This is a genomic window from Pseudomonas sp. Mn2068 (assembly GCF_049319725.1).
In the GTDB taxonomy this organism is placed as follows: Bacteria; Pseudomonadota; Gammaproteobacteria; order Pseudomonadales; family Pseudomonadaceae; genus Aquipseudomonas; species Aquipseudomonas gingeri.
Genome location: NZ_JBMOUG010000016.1, coordinates 53237 through 73363, shown reverse-complemented (window position 1 = coordinate 73363; position 20127 = coordinate 53237). Strand labels below are relative to the sequence as shown.

The window sequence follows — 20127 nt, the reverse complement described above, 5'->3', positions numbered from 1 at the left end:
GCCCTGTGGGACTTCCCAGACTGCCGGGTCAAATCGTTCGCAATGGCTCAGGGCCGATTGGCCGTGCCGCCAAATGCACGATTTATGGCGATATGAAGGGGGACTTGCAGGAAACGCGCCAGCTCCGCGGACGGAGCCGGCGCAATACATCGGGGACACGAATCAGTCGGCCAGCCAGCCGTTTTCCCAGTAGCGCAGGTTGTCGCCACGCAGCATGTAGTCCCGCAGCACGATCTCACGCAACTCATCGCCCATGCGGTAGCTGGCATCGGGATCGGCCAGGTGCATGCGAATCGCCTGCAGCCACTCGTCCGTGGTGTTGGTCTTGATCTTCGTGCACGGCAGATACCCGGTATAGGCCTTGGTATCGGTGCAGATCACCGGATAACCACAGGCGCCATACTCCAGCAGACGCAGGTTGCTCTTGCAGTCGTTGAAGATGTGGAACTCGAGGGGTGCCAGCGCCAGGTCGAGGTTCAGGCTGGCCAGCTTCGCCGGGTAGATCGCCAGGTCGATCACCCCGTGGAACTCATGCATATAGGGGCGCAGATCATCGGGGCACATGCCGAAGAAGACCCAATCCACCTCATTGGCCAGTTCCTTCACGACGTCGGCGATGATCGCTAGGTCGCCGGCGTGACTGGTCCCTCCGCCCCAACCCACCCGCGGTTTTTTTGAGGTCCGGCGCTGGCTGCGCAAGCCGTTCCACAGGTGCGTGGCCAGCATGTTCGGCACCACCCGGATATCGCTGTGCATGGAAGACAAGGCGTCCGCCAGGGGTGCGGTGGAGACCACCACCCGATCGCACATGCCGATGCCGCGACGCACCAGGCGCTCCATTTCGTCCTGGTCGGGCAGGTTGCGAATATGTCCGTTCTTGCGCGGCACGCTGATGACATAGTCATCCAGCTCATAGATACGGCGGGCCTGGCTGTAGGTCTTCAGACCGGTGATTTCATCAATCGGTTGCGCGGCGTAGCGACCCTGCAGAACGATAACGTCAGGAGACTGACGCTCGACCTCGATAATCGAAGGCAAGTTGTAATACGTCTTCCCCACTGCCCGCCCCGCCGCTTCCAGCTCGATCAGCGGCTGGGTGACGCGGTAATGGCCGATGGCCGAGGCATTTACCGGCAATGCCATGATCCGTGGCAGATAACGCCCGGAGAAGGCACTCCAGCCCGTGCGCAGGCCCGGCTCCAGGCTGAAGCTGGAGCCGCCCAGGCTGTCCAGCGTCAGGCTGGGATTGTAGGCCGGATCGCGGGCGACAACGGGCAGCCAGCGCTTGTAGAACGTCTCTTCTTCCAGGGCGCGCTGTTGCTGCTGCTCGGCCTCCAGCTGTACCGCCGGTTGCGCGCCCAGGGCCAACTGCGCATGGGGCGTCCAGACCACCAGGTGACCGCTCTGGCCGACCCGCAGACACAGGTCGACTTCGTTGAGGGACTGGCCGAACTGCTGTTCATTCAATCCGCCCAGCTCATCGAACAGCGACTTGCGGACCATCAGGCAATCGGCGCCCACCGCACTCAGGTCATGCACGACTTGCAGCCGGTACATGTAACCAGCCGCATGCATCGCCTCGCCGTAGAACGGTATGCCTGCCGGGCCACGCAGCCCGAGGATCAAGCCCGCGTGCAGCACGCGTCCGTCGGGACTGAACAGCTTGGCCCCGACCACGCCGACTTCCGGGCGCTGGCCGTGGTTGAGCAACTCGTCCAGCCACTCACCCTGGGTGATCACGGTGTAGGGATTGAGCGTCACCAGGTATTCGCCACGCGCCTGACTGGCAGCGAAGTTGCGCACCGCCGCCGCATTGCCCTGTGGCAGGTACTCCAGTACGCGCAGGCGGTCACTGCCCAATTGCGCCATGCCGGCCAACCAGGCCTGCGCTTCGGCACCTTCGCTGCCATTGTCCACCAGCAACAGTTCGTATTCGGTGTAGAGAGTCTTTTCCAGCAGGCTTTCGACACAGCGCTGCAAGGCTGCGCACTGGTCCTTGCTGACAATGATGATCGACACCAGCGGCCGCGACGGGTAGTGGTAGTCGATACGATTGAGCAGTCGCCCCTCACCGGGGCGGACCTCATGCTCGACCCCCAGTCGCTCCAGGTGCGCCTGCACGACATACGGGTTGAGCTCGACCAGTTCGGGCAAGGACAACCATCGGGACAGGGAAAACGCCGACTCCAGCTGAATCTCGGCAATATGCTCCACCGCCCGCGTGCCGTCGCTTTCGACCATCCGCCACAGCACGTCGTGGGGCGCCAGTTCGGCGCAGCGCACGTCGAAACCACCATGGGCCAGAAAAGCTTCGCGCTGGAACGCCAGGGCACGCCCGACATAGGGGTAGCTGCGCATGAGATCGAGGTTGAAATCCGGCTTGAACACCGGCTCCGTCGATTCACCGGCCAACAGGCCGCCCTCGTCGCTGTAGATACAGCGGGCATTCGGCGAAATCACGATACGCTCGGCCAGCACCAGCAAGGCCGGCTCGGGCAGGCGGTCACCGGCACGCAACAGATAGAACCAGTGGGCTTCATCGAGCTGCGCCAACAACCCGTTCACCTGCTGGCGCCAGTCCTCCTCCAGAGGCAGGCGAAACACCCGGCCGTCCAGCGTGGCCTCGGTACAGGCACTGGACAGGACCAACGTCAGCTGGGGTGCGTAGAGCTGCTGTGCGAGGCTGTGCAGGGTCATTTCCAGATCGGCGCTACCGCCCGGCTCGTCAATCACCACGGGCACGATCTTCGGCTGCCAGGGCCAGGTGCTCAGCGTATCCGGCAACAACTTGCGCTGAGGCTCGGTCAGGGTGCGGCACGCCAGCCATTCGGCGTAGAGCTGGGCGAAGCTTTCGCTGGCGATACCGACGCGCCAGTGCTGGGTGGTCTGCCGGGTGCCGAGGGTCCGGCTCAGGGGCAGCTCTTCCCAGACCCGCGGCAGGACCCCGGCCGTTGCCAGGGGCACGTAGCGTACCCAGCCCGGGGCCGGAGCCTTCTCGCCGCTACGGGCCTTGAGCATTTGCAGCAGCCACTGCATTTCCGTGGCGGCGGCATCCTTCATCGCCTGCTGGCGATTGATCCGCTCGGGGTACAGGCGCTCGATGCTCAGTACATTGTTCAATACAGCCAGGCTGCCACGCCGGAACAGGCAGATATACAGCGCCAGGTCGAGGGACGCGACAAAACAATGCCCGGGCTGGGTCAGGGCCGGCAGCAACTCGAGCAGATCGTCCCGACGAAACAGCGCGCAAGTCAGGCCGCCGAAAAAGTTGACCGGGAAGTTCTCGCAGATGGCCAGCAGGTCTTCGGCCTTGAACAGCCCGGAAACCGGCGACAGGGTGCTGTTCTCCAGGCGCGAAGGCAATTGGAGATCGTCGGCATCCCAGTAGAAGCGCTGTGCCAATACCAGGTTGGCCTCTGCATGATCGATAAAGACCTGGGCCTGCTGCTCGATAATCCCGGGCAGCAGTTGATCGTCGTCCAGCAGGAACTTGATGTACTCACCCGTGGCCAGGTCCAGGCACGCCTGCAGATTGCCGATATAACCCAGCGGCTGCGGATTGCGCACATAACGCACGGCCTTGCCGGTCCGTTCGCTCAGCGCCTCTACCGCCTTCTCGATCTCATCGCCCGGACTGTCATCGCACACGATGATTTCCAGGTTGGCATAACTCTGCGTCAAGGCGCCGCCCAGGGCCCGGGGAAAGAACCGTGGGTTGGAAGCGGGGATGACGAGACTGACAAGGGGGGTGGTGTTCACGGCGGGACTCTCAAGCGACGGGAGCGCGCCTGCGACGGCAGCGTCCCTGGAGCCGCTGGCCACAGCGGCGGGTATTCGAGGGAGACAGCAATCGGGCGCTTGCGCGCCCGATTATGATTCCTAGATCTTGTTGAACAGGCCCAGCTGGCTGATTTTGCTGAAGGCCAGTTGAGCGGCCTGCAGCATGGTCTGCTGCAAGGTGAGGCGGGTCATCACCTCGGCCGGATCGGAGTCCCTGATCGCCTGCTGGCTGCTGGTGTTGGCCAGGGTGAGGCTTTCGTTGGTCGCTGCCTGTACATCCATCGCCGACCCACGCGTACCGACAGTGGTCGTCGCACTGCCCACCTGGTTCATCGCGCTGTCGATGTTACTGATCCCCGCATTCATCGTTGCCAACTGCTTCTGCTGGGCCGTCGGAATGCCGTCGCTCGGGGTATTGAGGGCATTGATCATCGAGCCCAGGGTGTCGAGGATATTCTGGGTCTGGTGATCGTTGGGTTGGACGATGAACTGATCGCCCGTATTGGCCGCCCCACTGAAGGTGAAGGTGACACCGGCTGCCGTTATCGTCTGCGCGGCAGGCAGCGCGGGCATGGTGCCCGAGGAGACCGGTTTGCTGTCCGCCGAGATCGGCGCGGCATACAGGTCATAGGCCCCACCGGCACCAAACTTGATGATTGCCCCACCATTCGGGAAAGTACTGGCGTAGGCCGCCTGGTTGGTGGTGGTCGCACCGGTGATCACCGAGGTCGAGGTGTTGCCCGGGCTACGCGAGGTATTGAAGGTATCCGGTTGTACCGCCAACGTGAAGGTGTGGCCGGCAATCACGGTGTCCGGGACATCACCGGACTTCAGGTTGATGTTCAGGCCCAGGTCGATGCCACGGAAGTTCACCGACTGGTTGGCGCCGTTGCTGTTGCTGATGACGCCGTTCTGACTGGCCTCCGAGGTCACGTCGTTGCCGCTGGCGTCGGTGATCTTCAACTGCGTGCTGCTGAGGAAAGTCACGGTGTAGGGCTGGCCCGCGGCGAACTTGGAATCATAGGTCGCACTGTTGCTGACCTGGCCGTTGGACAAGCTCACGCGACCATCGTCCACCGCCGGGGCGGTCATGGTGACATTGGTTCGTGCGGTGTTGATGGACTGCTGGAAAGCCTCCCAACCGGTAATATTGCTGCCCAGCGACAAGTTGTCGCCGACCTGCAGGCTCAAGGTGGACTGGTCACCATTGTAGCTGTAGGTGCCGTCCGCGTTCGCGGTATACGGCGCGGTGTTGGTCTTCGAACCGCCAAACAGGTAGTTGCCGTTGGAGTCCTGGCTGTTCATCAGCCCGAGAATCGTCTGCTGCAACTGCCCCAGCTCCTGGGCCGCGGCCTTGCGGTCGGCATCGGTCTTGCTGCCGGTGTTGGCGGCCACCGCCAGCTCACGGGCGCGCTGCATCGCCGTCTGGATCGAATCCAGCGCCGTTTCGGTCTGACTGTATTGGGTCTTGAGTGCGGAAGCGTTGGTCCCGTACTGCGTCAGCGCCGCGCTTTGCTGGCCCAGTTGCAGCAACCGTGCGGCGCCAACCGGATCATCGGCAGCGGTGTTGACCTTGGTCAGGCTGCTGGCCTCGGCGGCGCTCTTGAGGGTGTCGTTGTAGCCACGCTGATAGTTGGCAGCGGTCGTTTCGTAATACTGGGCGGTGGAAATGCGCATGAATTACGACTCCTTAAAGACTGTTGATCAGCGTGCTGAAAGTTTCCTGCGCCGCCTTGATGATCTGCGACGAGGCGGTGTAGTACTGCTGGTACTTGACCAGGTTGCCGGTTTCTTCGTCGAGGTTGACCCCGGACAGGGAATCGCGCGCGCCCTTGGCGTTGGTCAGTACCGTGGTGGTCGCATCGCTGTCCGACTTCGCCGTGGCCGCCTTGGTGCCGACATTGGAAACCAGCTTGCCATAGGCGTCCGACAGGCTGATGCCGCCGCTCGCGGTGCTGGTGTCGACGGTTTTCTTGGTCTGCAGACCGACCAGGGCGGTGCTGTTGCGGTTGTCCGAGGAACCCGCGCCGGTCATGGACATGGTGAAGCTTTCGCCAGCTTTCGGATTGCCGCCCACCGTGGTCTGGACCGTGAAGGTCTTCTGCACGTTGGGCGTGACAGTGGTGTCCATCACCGGGTTGCCCGAGGCGTCCACCATGTTGACCTTCAGGTTCAGGGTGTTGTTCTGGCCCGGTACGATGGTACCGGTGCCCATGACATTGCCCTTGGCGTCGGTCAGCGTGTAGCTCTGGGTGCCCGCAGCGGCCCCGGTACCCGGAGCACCGAAGACGATCTTGGCCGGCAGCCCGTATTTGATGGCGTCCTGCAACTGCGCGTTGTTGGTTGCATTGCTGGTGCCCAACTGGTCGACCAGGGTCGGCTGGGTATAAGTCCCGCCGTTGTTGGCACTGGTCACGCCGGTCAGGGGCGCGGCAGCGGCGATGGTCTTCGAATCGGTCATCACCGTCTGGATATCGCTGGCGCCGCTGCGGGTCGGGGTGATCTTGAAGCTGTCACCCGCGGTCATCGCCGTGGCGCTGTTGGGATTGAGGGTGAAGCCATCGATGACCGGCGGCGGCGTGGTCGCCGTGCTGAAACTGCCCATGTCGGTGCCGTCGGAACGCTTGACCGAGTAGTTCGTGCCGCTGGTGAAGGTCACCTGGTAGTCGTAGGTGGTCAGCGCGCCGGTGTCGCTGATATTCACGTTCAGGTTGCCGGACGCCGGATTGTTGGTCGACTTGGCGATGCTGCGCTGGCTGACCAGGGCCGCACTGTTGATGTCGTTGAAGATCGCCGAACCGAAGTTACCGTTCTTGTCGATACCCTGGGCGTTCTGCTTGTTCATCTGGTCGGCGACGACCAGCGCCACGCGCCCCAGTTCGTTCAGCGCCGGGTTCAGCACTTCGTTGCGATAACGGATCAGGCCGCCCATTTCGCCACCGGTCACCGAGTCGGTGATATCGATGGTGCTCGAGGCACGGTTCAGTTGCAGCGAGGAACGGCTCGGGTCGTCCTTGCTCGGCACGGCCGAAATGGTATTGGTGCTGTTGCCCATGACCAGCGGCTGGCCGTTGGCGAGGTAGACGTCGTAGTTGGAGCCACGCTCGGTCACCGAGGTGCCGACCAGCTCGGACAACTGGCGGACGGCCTCGTTGCGCTTGTCCATCAGGTCGTTGGGCGCGCCGGCGGACGGGGAAATCCTGGAAATCTGGTCGTTGTAGCTGGCGATGCTCGACGCCAGCTTGTTCACCTGGTCGGCCATGTCCGCCAGGTTGGTGTTGATCCCGGTGTTCTGGTCGTTGAGCTGCTTGGCGATGGTGTTGAACTTGTCACTCAGGGCCTTGGCACTGCTCAGCGCGGTCTGACGGGACGGATCGTCGGTCGGCGAAGCCGAGACCGCCTGCAGGGAAGTGAAGAACTTCTGCAGGGAAGCGGTCATGCCGGTGTTGGTGTCGGACAGCATCGAGTCGGTCGGCGTGACCTGGGCCAGGTACGACGAGGTATCGCTGTTGAGCGAGGTCGCGGTATGCAGCTGCGATTCCAGGTACGAACTGTAGACCCGGCGCACATCGGCCAGGGTGGTCCCGGTGCCGATGAAGACGCTGCCGTACTTCTGCGAGGCCGCGGAGCTCTGCACGGTTTGCTGACGCGAATAACCGGCGGTATCAACGTTGGCAATGTTGTTGCCGGTAGTCGATAGAGCCGAGCTGGCCGCGTTCAACCCCGTCATCCCGATATTGAGCAGACTCATGATTCAGACCTTATAAATTCGTGGAAGCGCCCGCCGCAGCGTAGTTCTGGTAGCTCTTCATCGTTTTTGCTATTTGCGAAATCTTGCTGGCGTAGTCCGGGTCGGTTGCATACCCGGCCTTTTGCAGCTCACGTACAAACTGTTCTGGGTTATCGGCCGACTTCAGCACATCTTGATAGCGATTGTTGCTTTGCAGCATCGTCACCAGATCGTGGAAGCTGTCCTGGTAGGACGCGTAGGAACGGAAGTCCGCCGTCTCCTTGACCATCTGCCCATTCCTGAATTCGCTGGTGATCGCCCGGGCCTGCGGCCCCTGCCAGCTGCTACCGGTCTTGATGCCGAACAGGTTATGACTGCTGCTGCCGTCCTGCTGGCGCATGACCGACTTGCCCCAACCGGTTTCCAGGGCCGCCTGGGCCACCAGGTAACGCGGATCGACACCGATGCGCTGGGCCGCCTGCTGCGCCATGGGCAGCATGGTGGCGACAAATTCATCCTGGGAACTGAACGCCCGCTTGGCCGGTGCCAGCGGTGGCTGGGCCACGGCACGCCCGTAGACCTGCATGGTCCCGGTCGGCATGGCCAGCCAGTCGCCATTGACCACGCCATCGCCAGCGCCAGCGGCAGGCGTGCGTTGCGGCAGGACATTCCTGGCCTGCGCGGCCTGGGCGCCATCCACCGACGGGACGAGCCCGGCCAGCAGGCGATCCGCCAACTTGCTCGGCAATGCCAGGCGTCGCGCGTTGAGCTTGGCGACATCGTTGCGCATCGTGCCGTCGGCAGTGTTCTGCGTGCCGACCCGCGACGCCCACAACACATGCTGGCCGTTGGAACGCACGAACGGCGAACCCGGCGTCGCCGTCGCGGTGCCCGCGGCAATCGGTGTCTCGACCGGCTTCTCGAGCGCGTCCGCGGGCGGTCCGGCCTTGAGCCCGCTGTCGGACGGCCGCGAGGATTTTTCCTTGGACATCTGGCGCATCAAGACATCGGCCAGACCGATACCACCACCCTGGCGGGACATGGTCACCGCCAGTTGCTGGTCATACATTTCCTGGTACTGCTTGGCCGCCGGGGTATTGAGCGGATTGTCCTGGCCCAGCACTTCGGTGGCCGAACGCATGGACTTGAGCATCTGGCTGAGAAACAGCGACTCGAATTCCTGCGCGACCTTGCGCAGGTTGCCGTCGCTGTTGCGATCGCCGACCTTCAGGTTGTTCAGGCGATTGAGGTCGGTATAGGCCCCCGAGTCGCTGGTACTGACGATCCCGCTCTTGCGAATATCCACCATGGAAACGGCCTCAGATCACAATCAGGTCGGCTTGCAGCGCGCCGGCCTGTTTCAAGGCTTCGAGGATCGCCATCAGGTCGCCCGGCGCCGCTCCCACCTGGTTCACCGCCCGGACGATTTCGTCCAGGGTCGTGCCAGGGCCGAACTTGAACATCGGCTTGGCTTCCTGCTGGGCATTGACCCGCGAGCGTGGGACCACGGCCGTGGTGCCATTGGACAGCGGGCCCGGCTGGCTGACGATCGGGTCCTCGGTGATGGTCACCGTCAGGCTGCCGTGGGTCACCGCCGCCGGCGAGACCTTGACGTTCTGGCCGATCACGATGGTGCCGGTGCGCGAGTTGATGATGACCTTCGCCACCGCCTGCCCCGGATCGACCTCGAGGTTTTCCAGGATCGACAGGTAGTCGACACGCTGGCTCGGATCCAGTGGCGCGGTGACACGAATCGAGCCGCCATCGATGGCTTGTGCCACGCCAGGGCCGAGCATGTCGTTGATCTTGTCGACAATGCGCTTGGCCGTGGTGAAGTCGGAGCGGTTGAGGTTCAGGGTCAGGCTGTTGCCCTGGTTGAAACCACTCGGTACCGCACGTTCGACGGAGGCACCGCCGGGAATACGACCGGCCGACGGAACGTTGACGGTGATCTTCGAGCCGTCACGGCCCTCGGCGTCGAAACCACCCACCACCAGGTTGCCCTGGGCGATGGCGTAGACGTTGCCGTCGATCCCCTTCAGCGGCGTCAGCAGCAAGGTACCGCCGCGCAGGCTCTTGGAGTTGCCGATGGAAGAAACGGTGATGTCCACCACCTGGCCCGGCTTGGCGAAAGCCGGCAGGTCGGCACTGACCGAGACCGCCGCGACGTTCTTCAACTGCACGTTGCCGGAACCCGGCGGCACCTTGATGCCGAACTGCGACAGCATGTTGTTGAAGGTCTGCAGGGTGAACGGGGTCTGGGTGGTCTGGTCACCCGTACCGTTGAGGCCGACCACCAGGCCATAACCGATCAACTGGTTGGAACGCACGCCGGAAATGCTGGCGATGTCCTTCAACCGCTCGGCCTGGACACCGAAGGCGGTGGACATCAGCAGCACAGCCGCCATCAGATGCTTGAAGTTGAACATGGTCATCGGCACCTAGAAAGGCCAGAGCGGGCTGAGGAAGAAACGGTCGAACCAACCCGGCTGGCTCGTATCGGCGAAGGAGCCGGTCCCCGAATAGGTGATGCGCGCATCGGCCACCCGGGTGGACGGTACGGTGTTATCGGTGGCGATGTCGTCGGCCCGGACCAGGCCGGCAATCCGCACCAGCTCGTCGCCGGTGTTGAGGGTCATCCACTTCTCGCCGCGTACCGCGATGATGCCGTTGGGCAATACGTCGGCCACGGTGACGGTGATCGAACCGGTCAGGCTGTTGCTCTGGCCGGCCTTGGAAGTACCGTCGGTGGCACGGGTGCCGCTGTAGCCGGCGTTCAGGCTCAGGTCACCGCTGCCCAACGGGTTGTTGGTATTGGGGGTGCTGCCAAACAGCGAGGTCAGGCCGATGTTGGTGGCGCTTTTCTTCGACAGGTTGGAGTTGGCGTTCTTGCTCGCCTGGGTCGCCTCGTTCAGGGTGATGGTGATGATGTCACCGACCCGGAATGCCTTGCGGTCGCCATACAGGTTCTGCTCGAAACCGGCCTGGTAGATCGAACCGTTGTTCGCTGCCGCCGGCAACGGGGTGCGCGGCAACACCGGCGCATAGTAGGGGTCGTTGGGCTTGGGCGGCGGACTCACGCACCCTGCCAGCGCAGCAATCCCACTCAGCGCGAGAACAGAAAACAACCGATTCATGACCCTTACCTCACGGTGTTGCAGGCGACCCTCAGGCCGCCTCATAGACTTGATTACAGATTCTGCGCGACGAACGAGAGCATCTGGTCGGCGGTGGAAATCACCTTGGAGTTCATTTCGTAGGCACGCTGGGTGGTGATCATGTTGACCATCTCTTCCACAGTGCTGACGTTCGAGGTTTCCAGGGTGCTCTGCTCGGTGGTACCGAAACCGTTGAGCCCCGGCGTACCGACCTGTGGCGCGCCGCTGGCGGCGGTTTCCAGGAACAGGTTGCCGCCCACGGCCTGCAGGCCGGCGGGGTTGATGAAGTCGGCGGTCTGCAGGTTGCCGATCACTTGCGAAGCCGGGTTGCCAGCAACGGTGATCGATACAGTGCCGTCCTTGCCCACGGTGAAGGTCTGGGCGTTGTTCGGGATCACGATCGCCGGCTCCAGGGCAAAGCCGCTGGCGGTGACGATCTGGCCGTTGTTGTCCAGGTGGAAGGTACCGTCACGGGTGTAGGCCGTGGTGCCGTCCGGCTGCAGGATCTGGAAGAAACCGCGTCCGTTGACCGCCATGTCCAGCGGCTGGTCGGTGGTCTGCAGGCTGCCGGCGGCGAAGTTCTTCTGCGTGCCGACGATGCGCACACCGGTACCCAGTTGCAGGCCGGACGGCAGTTCGCTGTCCTGGGTCGACTGGGCGCCAGGCTGACGCTTGATCTGGTACAGCAGGTCCTGGAATTCGGCGCGATCACGTTTGAAGCCGGTGGTCGAGACGTTGGCCAGGTTGTTGGAAATGGTGGTCAGGTTGGTGTCTTGCGCCGCCAAACCTGTTTTTGCAACCCATAGTGCCGGAAGCATTCTGTTCTCCTTCGCGCGCCTGTTTTACGGCGCTACGTTGTGGTGATTAGCTGATCTGCAAGACCCGAGCCATTGCCTGGTCATCGTCTTTGGCGGTGTTCATCATTTTGATATGCAGCTCGAATTGCTTGGACAAGGCCAGCACCGAGGTCATTTCCTCGACGGCATTGACGTTGCTCGCCTCGAGGAAACCGGAGACCAGCTTGACGTTGGCATCGACCACCGCCGGCTGGCCGTCCTTGGTATGGATCATCCCGTCCAGGCCCTTGGTCATGTTCTTCAGGTCCGGGTTGACCAGCTTGATGCGGTCGACCACCGCCACCACACGCGGGCCCTCACCCATGGCGCGGATACTGATGGTGCCATCCTCGCCCACTTCGATCTTCGACTCGGGCGGCACGGCGATCGGCCCGGCATTGCCCATCACCGGCATGCCGTTGCCGGCGCGCAATACGCCCAGCGCGTCAATATTCATGCTCGCGGTACGCACGTAGCCTTCGCTGCCGTCGGGAGCCTGCACCGCCACCCAGCCGTCGCCGCCCACGGCCACGTCCAGGTCACGACCGGTTTCCTGCATCGCGCCCGGAGAGAAGTCGGTTGCCGGCCGCTCGGACATGGCAAACGCACGCGCCGGAAAGACGTCACCGAACACCGGCATCGAGCGGGCCTGTTCCAGGTCACGCTGAAAGCCGCTGGTAGAGATGTTCGCCAGATTGTTGGCATGAGCCTTTTGCGCCAGAGCATTCTGGCTGGCGCCGGTCATTGCCACGTAAAGGTACTTGTCCACAGTCTTTCCTCTTTCTGACGGACGTTTGCCGCCCACCGCTGTACTGCGAGAGCCCTAGCAATTTCTGCACCAACTTGTTTTTTGAACAACACAACCCAACAGGGCCGGGGCCCGGGCAACAAACATGGGTTTTGCGCATGCCGGCTAGAGACGAAAAAACGGCGGAGTTATGCCGCTGGCGGCAAGTATCAGTCGGGTTACACATCGATCAAGCATTAAAGCGCCAATCGGGAACGGACCTTGCAAGCCCCAGCAGCAAGTGACTGATTTCAGTTTGCCAAGGTGCTGCCGACACCTAGATCAGCCAGAGTATTCAGGAGGGCTACCGTGAACCTGTACATCAACCAGCTACAGAAAAAGGCCGACTTCAAAGAAGCCATCTATTCAGGATCGGTATTCCTGGACACCCAACTGGCGGCGACCAGGGAACTCTGTGGCTTCGCCAAGGAAAGCATCACGGCAGCGTTCGACGGTGAAACCGATCACCAGTCGCTGCACAAGATGATGGCCGTCGCAGAGTTCGTCAGCCGGGTGACCCGCCTCAAGGGCCAGTTCACCAACAGCCAGCGCGTCAAGGACCTGATCCTCGGTTTCATCCATGAGATCGGCCTCGACCCGCGCGAATACATTTTTGACGTTCCGCGCCTGCGGGTCGTCCCCAATTACAATTACCTGCACGCCGGTGTCAGCTACGCCTACAAGCCGCACCGCGATACCTGGTATGGCAGCGTCGACTGCCAGATCAACACCTGGATGCCGGTCTACACCATCGCGCCGGAACAGACGATGATGATCAACGCCGCCTACTTCGACAAGCCGGTGCTGAACACCTCGAAGGACTGGAGCCTGAACGACTGGATCAACAACCAGCGTCACAAGGCCAAGGACAACCTGACCGAAGAGGTCCGCGTGCACCCCGTGCCACTGGGCGATATCGACGGTTCGTCGGAAGTCCGGATTGCCGGCAACACCGGCGAGATGCTGACCTTCTCCGGCTCCCACCTGCACGGCACCGTGCCCAACTACACCGAGCAGACCCGCTTCAGCGTGGACTTCCGCCTGATGCACCTCGACGACCTGCTGCACAAGCGCGGCGCGCCGAACGTCGACAGCGCCTGCCCGGACGTCGGGGCCGGCTTCAAAGATTACTTCCACGCCCACGACTTCTCGAATTTCCAAGGAATCTACCAATGACCAAGCGCCGCCTCACGCCTGCCGAAGCCGAATACAACGAAACCCGTGCCGGTGTACTCAAGCGGGTCGATGCCGAGTATGTGGCCGATGCACCGTTCGTCTTCGCCAACCGCATCAACGTGACCGCCGCCTTATCGCGCATGGAGCTGTTCAAGAAGGTCATGGATATCCCTGGCGCGATCGTCGAGTGCGGCGTGTACAAGGGCAACTCGCTGATGCTCTACATGCACCTGTCGATGATCCTCGAACCCTACGCGATCAACCGCTCGATCGTCGGTTTCGACACTTTCGAAGGCTTCACCAGCATCAACAAGGACGAAGACCCGGCCGATATCAACGAGACCATGTTCTCCGATACCGACCAGTCGCTGATCCAGGACATGATCAATGCCAACGACCTGCTGCGCCCGGTCAATCGCATCCCACGCTGCGAACTGGTGAAAGGCGACATCTGCAAGACCGTGCCGGAGTTCGTCAAGACCCGTCCGGACCTGGTAGTGGCCATGCTGATCCTCGACACCGACCTGTACGAGCCGACCAAGGTCGCGCTGGAAACCTTCCTGCCGTACATGCCAAAGGGCGCCATCGTGGTTCTCGACGAAGTCGCCTACCGCAACTTCCCGGGCGAAACCAAGGCGCTGCGCGAAGTGTTCGACATGAACAAGATCGAACTCAAGCGCCTGCCGTTTGACTCATGCGTGGGTTACTTCCACATCTGATCGACATGAGGATCTGATTGGTGTGGGGCGGAGCGGCTTCGCGAGAGAGCCCCCCCCCCGAGGCTGCTGAAAGCTTCGCCCCCACACCGGCCTACTCGTGCTTGCCAACGTCATGGGCCTTCAGCTTGTTGGCAATGGTGGTATGGGAAACCCCCAGCCGCTTGCCCAGCAAACGACTGCTCGGATGCTCCGAATACAGGCGCTCCAGCACCGCCTTCTCGAACCGCCCGACAATCTCGTCCAACCCGCCCTCCAGGGAAAAGTCCCCCAGGGGCTGGCGTACGCCGTAGTCCGGCAGGCGGATATGCTCGACCTTGACCAAACCGCCGTCACACAGCGAAACCGCCTGGAACAGCACGTTCTCCAATTGCCGGACGTTTCCCGGCCAGTGGTAATGACTCAGGCGCTCCATGGCCGCCGGTGCCAGTTTCGGCAACGGGCAACCGATCTGCCGGCTGGCCTGGTCGAGGAAGTGCTCCACCAGGGGCGTCAGTCCGTCCAGGCATTCGCGCAGGGGCGGGATGTGCAGCGACAGCACATTGAGACGGTGATACAGGTCCTGGCGAAACTCGCCCCGGGCGCACAGTTCCGACAGGTCGACCTGGGTGGCGCAGATCACCCGCACATCGAGATAAACCTCTTCGTCGCTGCCGACCCGGCGGAAACCGCCATCTTGCAGAAAGCGCAGCAGCTTGACCTGCAGGCGCGGGCTCATCTCGCCGACGCCATCAAGAAACAGCGTGCCGCCGGCCGTCAGTTCCAACAGCCCGAGCTTGCCTTCCGCGCGTGCGCCCTCGAAGGCGCCAGGCCCATAGCCGAACAGCTCGGTCTCGGCCATCGACTCCGGCAACCCCGCGCAATTGAGCGCCATCAACGGTGCCTGGCCTCGCGGACTGGCCAGGTGACAGGCGCGCGCCAGCAGTTCCTTGCCGGTACCGGTCTCGCCCTCGATCAACAGCGGCGCATCCAGCGGCGCCATGCGCCGGGCTTCGCGCACCACCGCCGCCATTACCCGCGAGCTCTGGAAGATACTGTCGAATCCACGCAACTCCTGCTTGCGCACGTTATAGATCCGCTCCCCCAACTGATCGGCCCGGTGCAGCGTCAACACCGCGCCGGCCATCGCCTCGCTGTCGTCATGTTCCGATTGCAGGGGGGCGATATCCGCCAGAAAGATGTCACCCTTGACCTTGACCCGCAGGCCATTGATCCGCGACTTGTTGGCCCGCACCAGTTCCGGCAGGTCGAAATCCGGCGCATAGCGGGACAAGGCAATCCCCGGCACCTCGTCGACCCGCACGCCGAGCAGTTGGGCCGCCGCCCGGTTCGCCGCGACGATCGAGCCGCCCATGTCGATGGACAGCACCGGGAACTCCAGCGCCCCCAGCAGCGCGTTGAGTTCCATATGCCGGCGCTCGCTGGGCATCAAGCCGACCCGCTTCACACCAAACACACCGGCGATGGTCTCGAACTTCGGCCGCAGGGCCTGGAACTGCAGATTGATCAGGTTCGGGCAATGCAGGTAGATGGCATTGCCCTGGTCACCGCCGACCTCGCCCCGGGCCACGTTGATGCCGTAGTCCACCAGCAGGTTGAGAATGTCGCGAAGGATGCCGATGCGGTTCTGGCAATGCACTTTGATACGCATGGAAAGACCCAGGAAGGTGGTCGGGACTGCATCGCGGGGGTTCTTCCGCCCGATTCCAGGCAATTTTTTTCGTTGCCTTGCAGTTTTTCGTAAAGATTACGTGACGGATATCCACTTCGTCACCCCGCGCAAGCCCCGTCATCTCGACAAAAGCCGATATTCGTAACGAATACTTTACGATTTAACCACCCGAGGCTCGCCAGCTTGGCCCCCACCCCCGATGCATTTCCTGCCGGCGCGGATCAACACTAGGGATAACGCTGGACATAACAAGAACGATCCCTCTAGCAGGAGAGCTGTATGAAGCAGACGCAATACGTGGCTCGAGAGCCCGATGCGCAAGGGTTTATCGACTACCCGGCCGCCGAACACGCGGTCTGGAACACCCTGATCACCCGTCAGTTGAAAGTGATCGAGGGCCGCGCGTGCCAGGAATACCTGGACGGCATCGAAAAGCTCGGCCTGCCCCATGACCGGATTCCGCAGTTGAGCGAAATCAACGCCGTCCTGGCGGCCACCACCGGCTGGCAGGTGGCCCGGGTACCGGCCCTGATCCCCTTCCAGACCTTCTTCGAGTTGCTGGCCAACAAGCAGTTTCCGGTGGCCACCTTCATTCGTACCGAAGAAGAACTGGACTACCTGCAGGAACCGGACATCTTCCACGAGATCTTCGGCCACTGCCCGCTGCTGACCAACCCCTGGTTCGCCGAATTCACCCACACCTACGGCAAGCTCGGGTTGCAGGCCAGCAAGGAACAACGGGTCTACCTGGCGCGCCTGTACTGGATGACCATCGAGTTCGGCCTGGTGGACACCCCGCAGGGCCGGCGCATCTATGGCGGCGGCATCCTCTCCTCGCCCAAGGAGACGGTGTACAGCCTGTCCGATACGCCCGAACATCAACCGTTCGATCCGCTGGAAGCCATGCGCACCCCGTATCGCATCGACATCCTGCAGCCGATCTACTTCACGCTGCCGAACCTCAAGCGGTTGTTCGACCTGGCCCACGAGGACATCATGGGCATGGTCGAGCAAGGGATGAAGCTGGGCCTGCACGCCCCGAAATTCCCACCCAAACCCAAGGCTGCCTGATCCGCGGCTTTTGCCATTACCTGAGCCTTTCTCGCCCGCGCACTTTCACCGAGCATGGGCGGGTGGCGTCCACCGAACAAAAACGAGCCACAGGAATACACCATGAACACCTTGAACCAAGCCCACTGCGAAGCCTGCCGCGCCGATGCCCCACAGGTCAGCGATGAAGAACTGCCGGTGCTGATCAAACAGATTCCGGACTGGAATATCGAAGTTCGCGACGGCATCATGCAGTTGGAGAAGGTCTACCTGTTCAAGAACTTCAAGTTCGCCCTGGCCTTCACCAATGCCGTCGGCGAAATCTCCGAAGCCGAAGGCCATCATCCGGGCCTGTTGACCGAATGGGGCAAAGTCACCGTTACCTGGTGGAGCCACTCGATCAAGGGCCTGCACCGTAACGATTTCATCATGGCGGCACGCACTGACGAGGTCAGCAAATCCGCCGAGGGCCGTAAATAATGCATTTCACCGCCATCGCGCGCGTCCCTGGCGATCCGATTCTCGGGTTGCTGGAGGCCTATGCCCAGGACCCCAACCCGGCCAAGTTCGACCTCGGCGTGGGGGTCTACAAGGACGCCCAGGGCCTGACGCCGATCCTGCAGTCGGTCAAGCTGGCCGAGCAGAAGCTGGTGGACGGGCAGATGACCAAGTCCTATATCGGCGGCCATGGCGACCTGCGTTTCGGCAGCCTGTTGACCGAACTGGTCATGGGCGCCGACTCGCCGCTGATCGCCGGCCAGCGTGTCGGGGCCACCCAGACACCGGGCGGCACTGGTGCCCTGCGCCTGAGCGCGGACTTCATCGCCCACTGCCTGCCCGGGCGCGGCATCTGGCTCAGCGATCCGACCTGGCCGATCCATGAAACCATCTTCGCCGCCGCCGGCCTGAAGATCAGCCATTACCCCTACGTCGACGCCGACAACCGCCTGGACATCGAGGGCATGCTGGCCGCCCTGGAGCAGGCGCCCCGGGGCGACGTGGTGCTGTTGCACGCCTGCTGCCACAACCCGACCGGTTTCGACCTGTCCCACGACGACTGGTACAAGGTGCTGGATATCGTCCGCCGCCGCGAACTGCTGCCGCTGATCGACTTCGCCTACCAGGGCTTTGGCGATGGCGTGGAGCAGGATGCCTGGGCCGTGCGCCTGTTCGCCCGGGAACTGCCCGAAGTGCTGATCACCAGTTCCTGCTCGAAGAACTTCGGCCTGTACCGCGAGCGCACCGGCGCCCTGATCGTCTGCACCGCCGACGCCGACAAGCTGCTGGATGTCCGTAGCCAACTGGCCGCCGTGGCGCGCAACCTGTGGTCCAACCCGCCGGATCACGGCGCGGCGGTGGTCATGACCATCCTTGCCGATCCCCAGCTGAGAAGCCTGTGGGCCGACGAAGTGGAAGCCATGCGCCTGCGGATCGCGCAGTTGCGCAGCGGCCTGGTCGAAGCCCTCCAGCCCCATGGCCTGGCGGAACGCTTCGCGCATATCGGCGTGCAGCGCGGAATGTTCTCCTACACCGGTCTGTCGCCTGCCCAGGTCAAGCGCCTGCGCGACGAGTACAGCATCTACATGGTCAGCTCCGGACGCGCCAACGTCGCCGGTATCGACGCGACGCGTCTGGATGCATTGGCACAGGCGATTGCGGCGGTGTGCAAGGACTGACACAACGACAGGCTCTGGCCGGACCCGGTCCTGCGGGAGCCGGCTTGCTGGCGATGAACGATAACGCGATCTGTCTGAAGGACCGCAGTGTCTGCATCGCCAGCAAGCCGGCTCCTACCGGTTCAATCGTGCCCTCGCGATCAGACCAGGCTTGATGCCCAACGGAGTCACGACCCCTTTTCGATCAGCTTCCCGAAGGCCTCCAGCTCGCCCTTCTCCAGATCCGAGACGAGGATGAAGCGCAGATGATCGCGTCGCCACGCCACCACGTTGTATCCCCGCAAAGACAGGCTCTCCAGCGCCCGATCAGACTCGGTTGTCGGCAGGACAAACAGGTTGATGGTGTGCCTGGCATGCCGATACGCCAGCGCAGCGGCGGTCTGGTGTTGCAGGTAATCCAGTCGCCCGCCCAGCAGCGGATACCCCTGGGCCGCATAGTCGAAGACCGGTGGCGCGAAATCGAGCTTGCCAGTGAACCAGGGTTTCACCGTATGCCGGTCGGAAGACACCACATCGTTCAAATGCTCGGCCATCAGCGAACGCACATGACTGGACACCGCTTCATCCAGCCAGGGTTGCTCGGCGGACGGCGTCACCACGTAGAGCATGACCGCGAGACTCAACGCCAGGGTCGAAAACGCCGGCGCCCACCAGCGCCCCGATAACGCCCGCAGTCCCTGCATGAAACCCGCTGCCGCCGAAGGGCGCGTCGGGGCAGCGCCCAGCAGGCTCAGGTTCAAGGCCTCGGGAGCACGGTAATAAGGCGCCCGCTTCCTGACATCGTCGATCAATTGACGAGCCTGCTCATGCCGTCGCGCGCACTGCTCGCAGCCCGCCAGATGCCCGTCCACCCGCGTCGTGGTCGCCGCATCCAGTTCATGGTCGAGGTAGCCATGGATCAACACCTCACAGGTCTTGCAGTCGAGGTCATTCATAAGGGTGCAACTTCAGCAGTTCGCGCTTGAGCATCGCGCGGGCCCGGGCCAGCCGTGACATGACGGTGCCCAAGGGGATATCGACGATTCTCGCTATGTCCTTGTAGGGCATGTCTTCCAACTCCTTGAGGACGATCACTTCGCGAAACACCGGTGCCAGCGCCAGCAGCGCCTGGCGGACCTGCTCGGTCGCCTGGGCCTGGACGATCCTGGATTCGGGGCCGTGCACATCGGCCAGCGCCGGATCGTCCTGCAGCCACTCCTCGTCGATGGCTACCCAGCGCGCGCCCATCGAAGTCCTCAGCCAGTTGTAGCTTTCATTACGCACGATGGTCAGGAACCAGGCCCTGGCATTGCCGTCGACAAAGCGGTGCTGGAACTTGAAGGCTCTGAAGGCACTTTCCTGGACCACATCCTGCGCAGCGCTGTCACTGTCGGTGAGCCAGCGCGCGAGGTTATAGGCCGCATCCAGATGCGGTGCGAACAGCGCCTCGAATCGCGTCATAGTGGCTCCGATACCTTTGTTCCTGTAACGGTGAAAGGTTGTGTTTTATTCCCGAAAGAATTTTCTTTTTTTCTGGAATAAAGCCCCGCGCCGCCCGGTTTTACAG

The 20127-nt window shown here is 62.5% G+C and carries 16 protein-coding genes; 5 read left to right on the top strand and 11 right to left on the bottom strand.

The annotated features are described in order from the left end of the window. Positions 1 to 162: 162 nt before the first annotated feature. The 8 genes from ACL9RJ_RS27505 to ACL9RJ_RS27470 all read right to left on the bottom strand — a co-directional run bounded on the left by ACL9RJ_RS27505 (position 163) and on the right by ACL9RJ_RS27470 (position 12273). Entirely contained in the window at positions 163 to 3759 is a 3597-nt protein-coding gene (locus tag ACL9RJ_RS27505) for a glycosyltransferase (RefSeq protein ID WP_017124454.1), read from the bottom strand. Between the two features lie 120 nt (positions 3760 to 3879). Continuing rightward, the gene (locus tag ACL9RJ_RS27500; RefSeq protein ID WP_017124455.1) at positions 3880 to 5457 is read right to left on the bottom strand and encodes a flagellar hook-associated protein 3; all 1578 of its coding nucleotides are present in this window, start codon (positions 5455 to 5457) and stop codon (positions 3880 to 3882) included. A gap of 13 nt (positions 5458 to 5470) precedes the next feature. Continuing rightward, complete coding sequence (flgK, locus tag ACL9RJ_RS27495) at positions 5471 to 7531, bottom strand: flagellar hook-associated protein FlgK (protein ID WP_017124456.1); 2061 nt, start codon at positions 7529 to 7531, stop codon at positions 5471 to 5473. A 10-nt stretch (positions 7532 to 7541) separates the two neighbouring features. Continuing rightward, positions 7542 to 8816: a flagellar assembly peptidoglycan hydrolase FlgJ gene (flgJ, locus tag ACL9RJ_RS27490; RefSeq protein WP_042934661.1), complete on the bottom strand. Its 1275-nt coding sequence runs from the start codon at positions 8814 to 8816 to the stop codon at positions 7542 to 7544. A 13-nt stretch (positions 8817 to 8829) separates the two neighbouring features. Beyond that, the gene (locus tag ACL9RJ_RS27485; RefSeq protein WP_042934662.1) at positions 8830 to 9939 is read right to left on the bottom strand and encodes a flagellar basal body P-ring protein FlgI; all 1110 of its coding nucleotides are present in this window, start codon (positions 9937 to 9939) and stop codon (positions 8830 to 8832) included. A 12-nt stretch (positions 9940 to 9951) separates the two neighbouring features. Further along, positions 9952 to 10647 carry a flagellar basal body L-ring protein FlgH gene (flgH, locus tag ACL9RJ_RS27480; protein WP_042934630.1) on the bottom strand — a complete coding sequence of 232 codons (696 nt, stop codon included), beginning with the start codon at positions 10645 to 10647 and terminating at the stop codon, positions 9952 to 9954. Positions 10648 to 10700: 53 nt separating this feature from the next. Continuing rightward, complete coding sequence (flgG, locus tag ACL9RJ_RS27475; RefSeq protein WP_042934631.1) at positions 10701 to 11486, bottom strand: flagellar basal-body rod protein FlgG; 786 nt, start codon at positions 11484 to 11486, stop codon at positions 10701 to 10703. A gap of 46 nt (positions 11487 to 11532) precedes the next feature. Continuing rightward, positions 11533 to 12273 carry a flagellar basal body rod protein FlgF gene (locus ACL9RJ_RS27470; protein ID WP_042934632.1) on the bottom strand — a complete coding sequence of 247 codons (741 nt, stop codon included), beginning with the start codon at positions 12271 to 12273 and terminating at the stop codon, positions 11533 to 11535. Between the two features lie 327 nt (positions 12274 to 12600). On the opposite strand from ACL9RJ_RS27470, the gene ACL9RJ_RS27465 reads away from it, so the two are divergent. Next, the gene (locus ACL9RJ_RS27465) at positions 12601 to 13467 is read left to right on the top strand and encodes a hypothetical protein (protein ID WP_017124462.1); all 867 of its coding nucleotides are present in this window, start codon (positions 12601 to 12603) and stop codon (positions 13465 to 13467) included. Next, complete coding sequence (locus ACL9RJ_RS27460) at positions 13464 to 14186, top strand: TylF/MycF/NovP-related O-methyltransferase (protein WP_017124463.1); 723 nt, start codon at positions 13464 to 13466, stop codon at positions 14184 to 14186. Before ACL9RJ_RS27465 ends, ACL9RJ_RS27460 begins: the two co-directional genes overlap by 4 nt. A 91-nt stretch (positions 14187 to 14277) precedes the next feature. Here ACL9RJ_RS27460 and ACL9RJ_RS27455 read toward each other — a convergent pair whose 3' ends face one another. Continuing rightward, on the bottom strand, positions 14278 to 15834 hold the full coding sequence (locus ACL9RJ_RS27455) for a sigma-54-dependent phenylalanine hydroxylase transcriptional regulator PhhR (protein ID WP_017124464.1): 1557 nt from the start codon (positions 15832 to 15834) through the stop codon (positions 14278 to 14280). Positions 15835 to 16134: 300 nt separating this feature from the next. Between ACL9RJ_RS27455 and phhA the strand changes: the two genes are divergently transcribed. The 3 genes from phhA to ACL9RJ_RS27440 all read left to right on the top strand — a co-directional run bounded on the left by phhA (position 16135) and on the right by ACL9RJ_RS27440 (position 18581). Beyond that, positions 16135 to 16926 (top strand): phenylalanine 4-monooxygenase, encoded by a 792-nt coding sequence (phhA, locus tag ACL9RJ_RS27450; RefSeq protein ID WP_017124465.1) that lies wholly within the window; start codon positions 16135 to 16137, stop codon positions 16924 to 16926. A 102-nt stretch (positions 16927 to 17028) separates the two neighbouring features. Beyond that, complete coding sequence (locus ACL9RJ_RS27445) at positions 17029 to 17385, top strand: 4a-hydroxytetrahydrobiopterin dehydratase (protein ID WP_017124466.1); 357 nt, start codon at positions 17029 to 17031, stop codon at positions 17383 to 17385. Next, a complete protein-coding gene (locus ACL9RJ_RS27440) occupies positions 17385 to 18581 on the top strand; it encodes an amino acid aminotransferase (RefSeq protein ID WP_017124467.1) in 1197 nt (398 codons plus the stop codon). The genes ACL9RJ_RS27445 and ACL9RJ_RS27440 overlap by 1 nt, the downstream gene beginning before the upstream one ends. Positions 18582 to 18748: 167 nt before the next feature. Here ACL9RJ_RS27440 and ACL9RJ_RS27435 read toward each other — a convergent pair whose 3' ends face one another. Together ACL9RJ_RS27435 and ACL9RJ_RS27430 are read right to left on the bottom strand one after the other, a co-directional pair. Further along, the gene (locus tag ACL9RJ_RS27435) at positions 18749 to 19516 is read right to left on the bottom strand and encodes an anti-sigma factor family protein (protein WP_017124468.1); all 768 of its coding nucleotides are present in this window, start codon (positions 19514 to 19516) and stop codon (positions 18749 to 18751) included. Further along, positions 19509 to 20021 carry a sigma-70 family RNA polymerase sigma factor gene (locus ACL9RJ_RS27430; protein ID WP_017124469.1) on the bottom strand — a complete coding sequence of 171 codons (513 nt, stop codon included), beginning with the start codon at positions 20019 to 20021 and terminating at the stop codon, positions 19509 to 19511. Before ACL9RJ_RS27430 ends, ACL9RJ_RS27435 begins: the two co-directional genes overlap by 8 nt. Positions 20022 to 20127 lie beyond the last annotated feature (106 nt).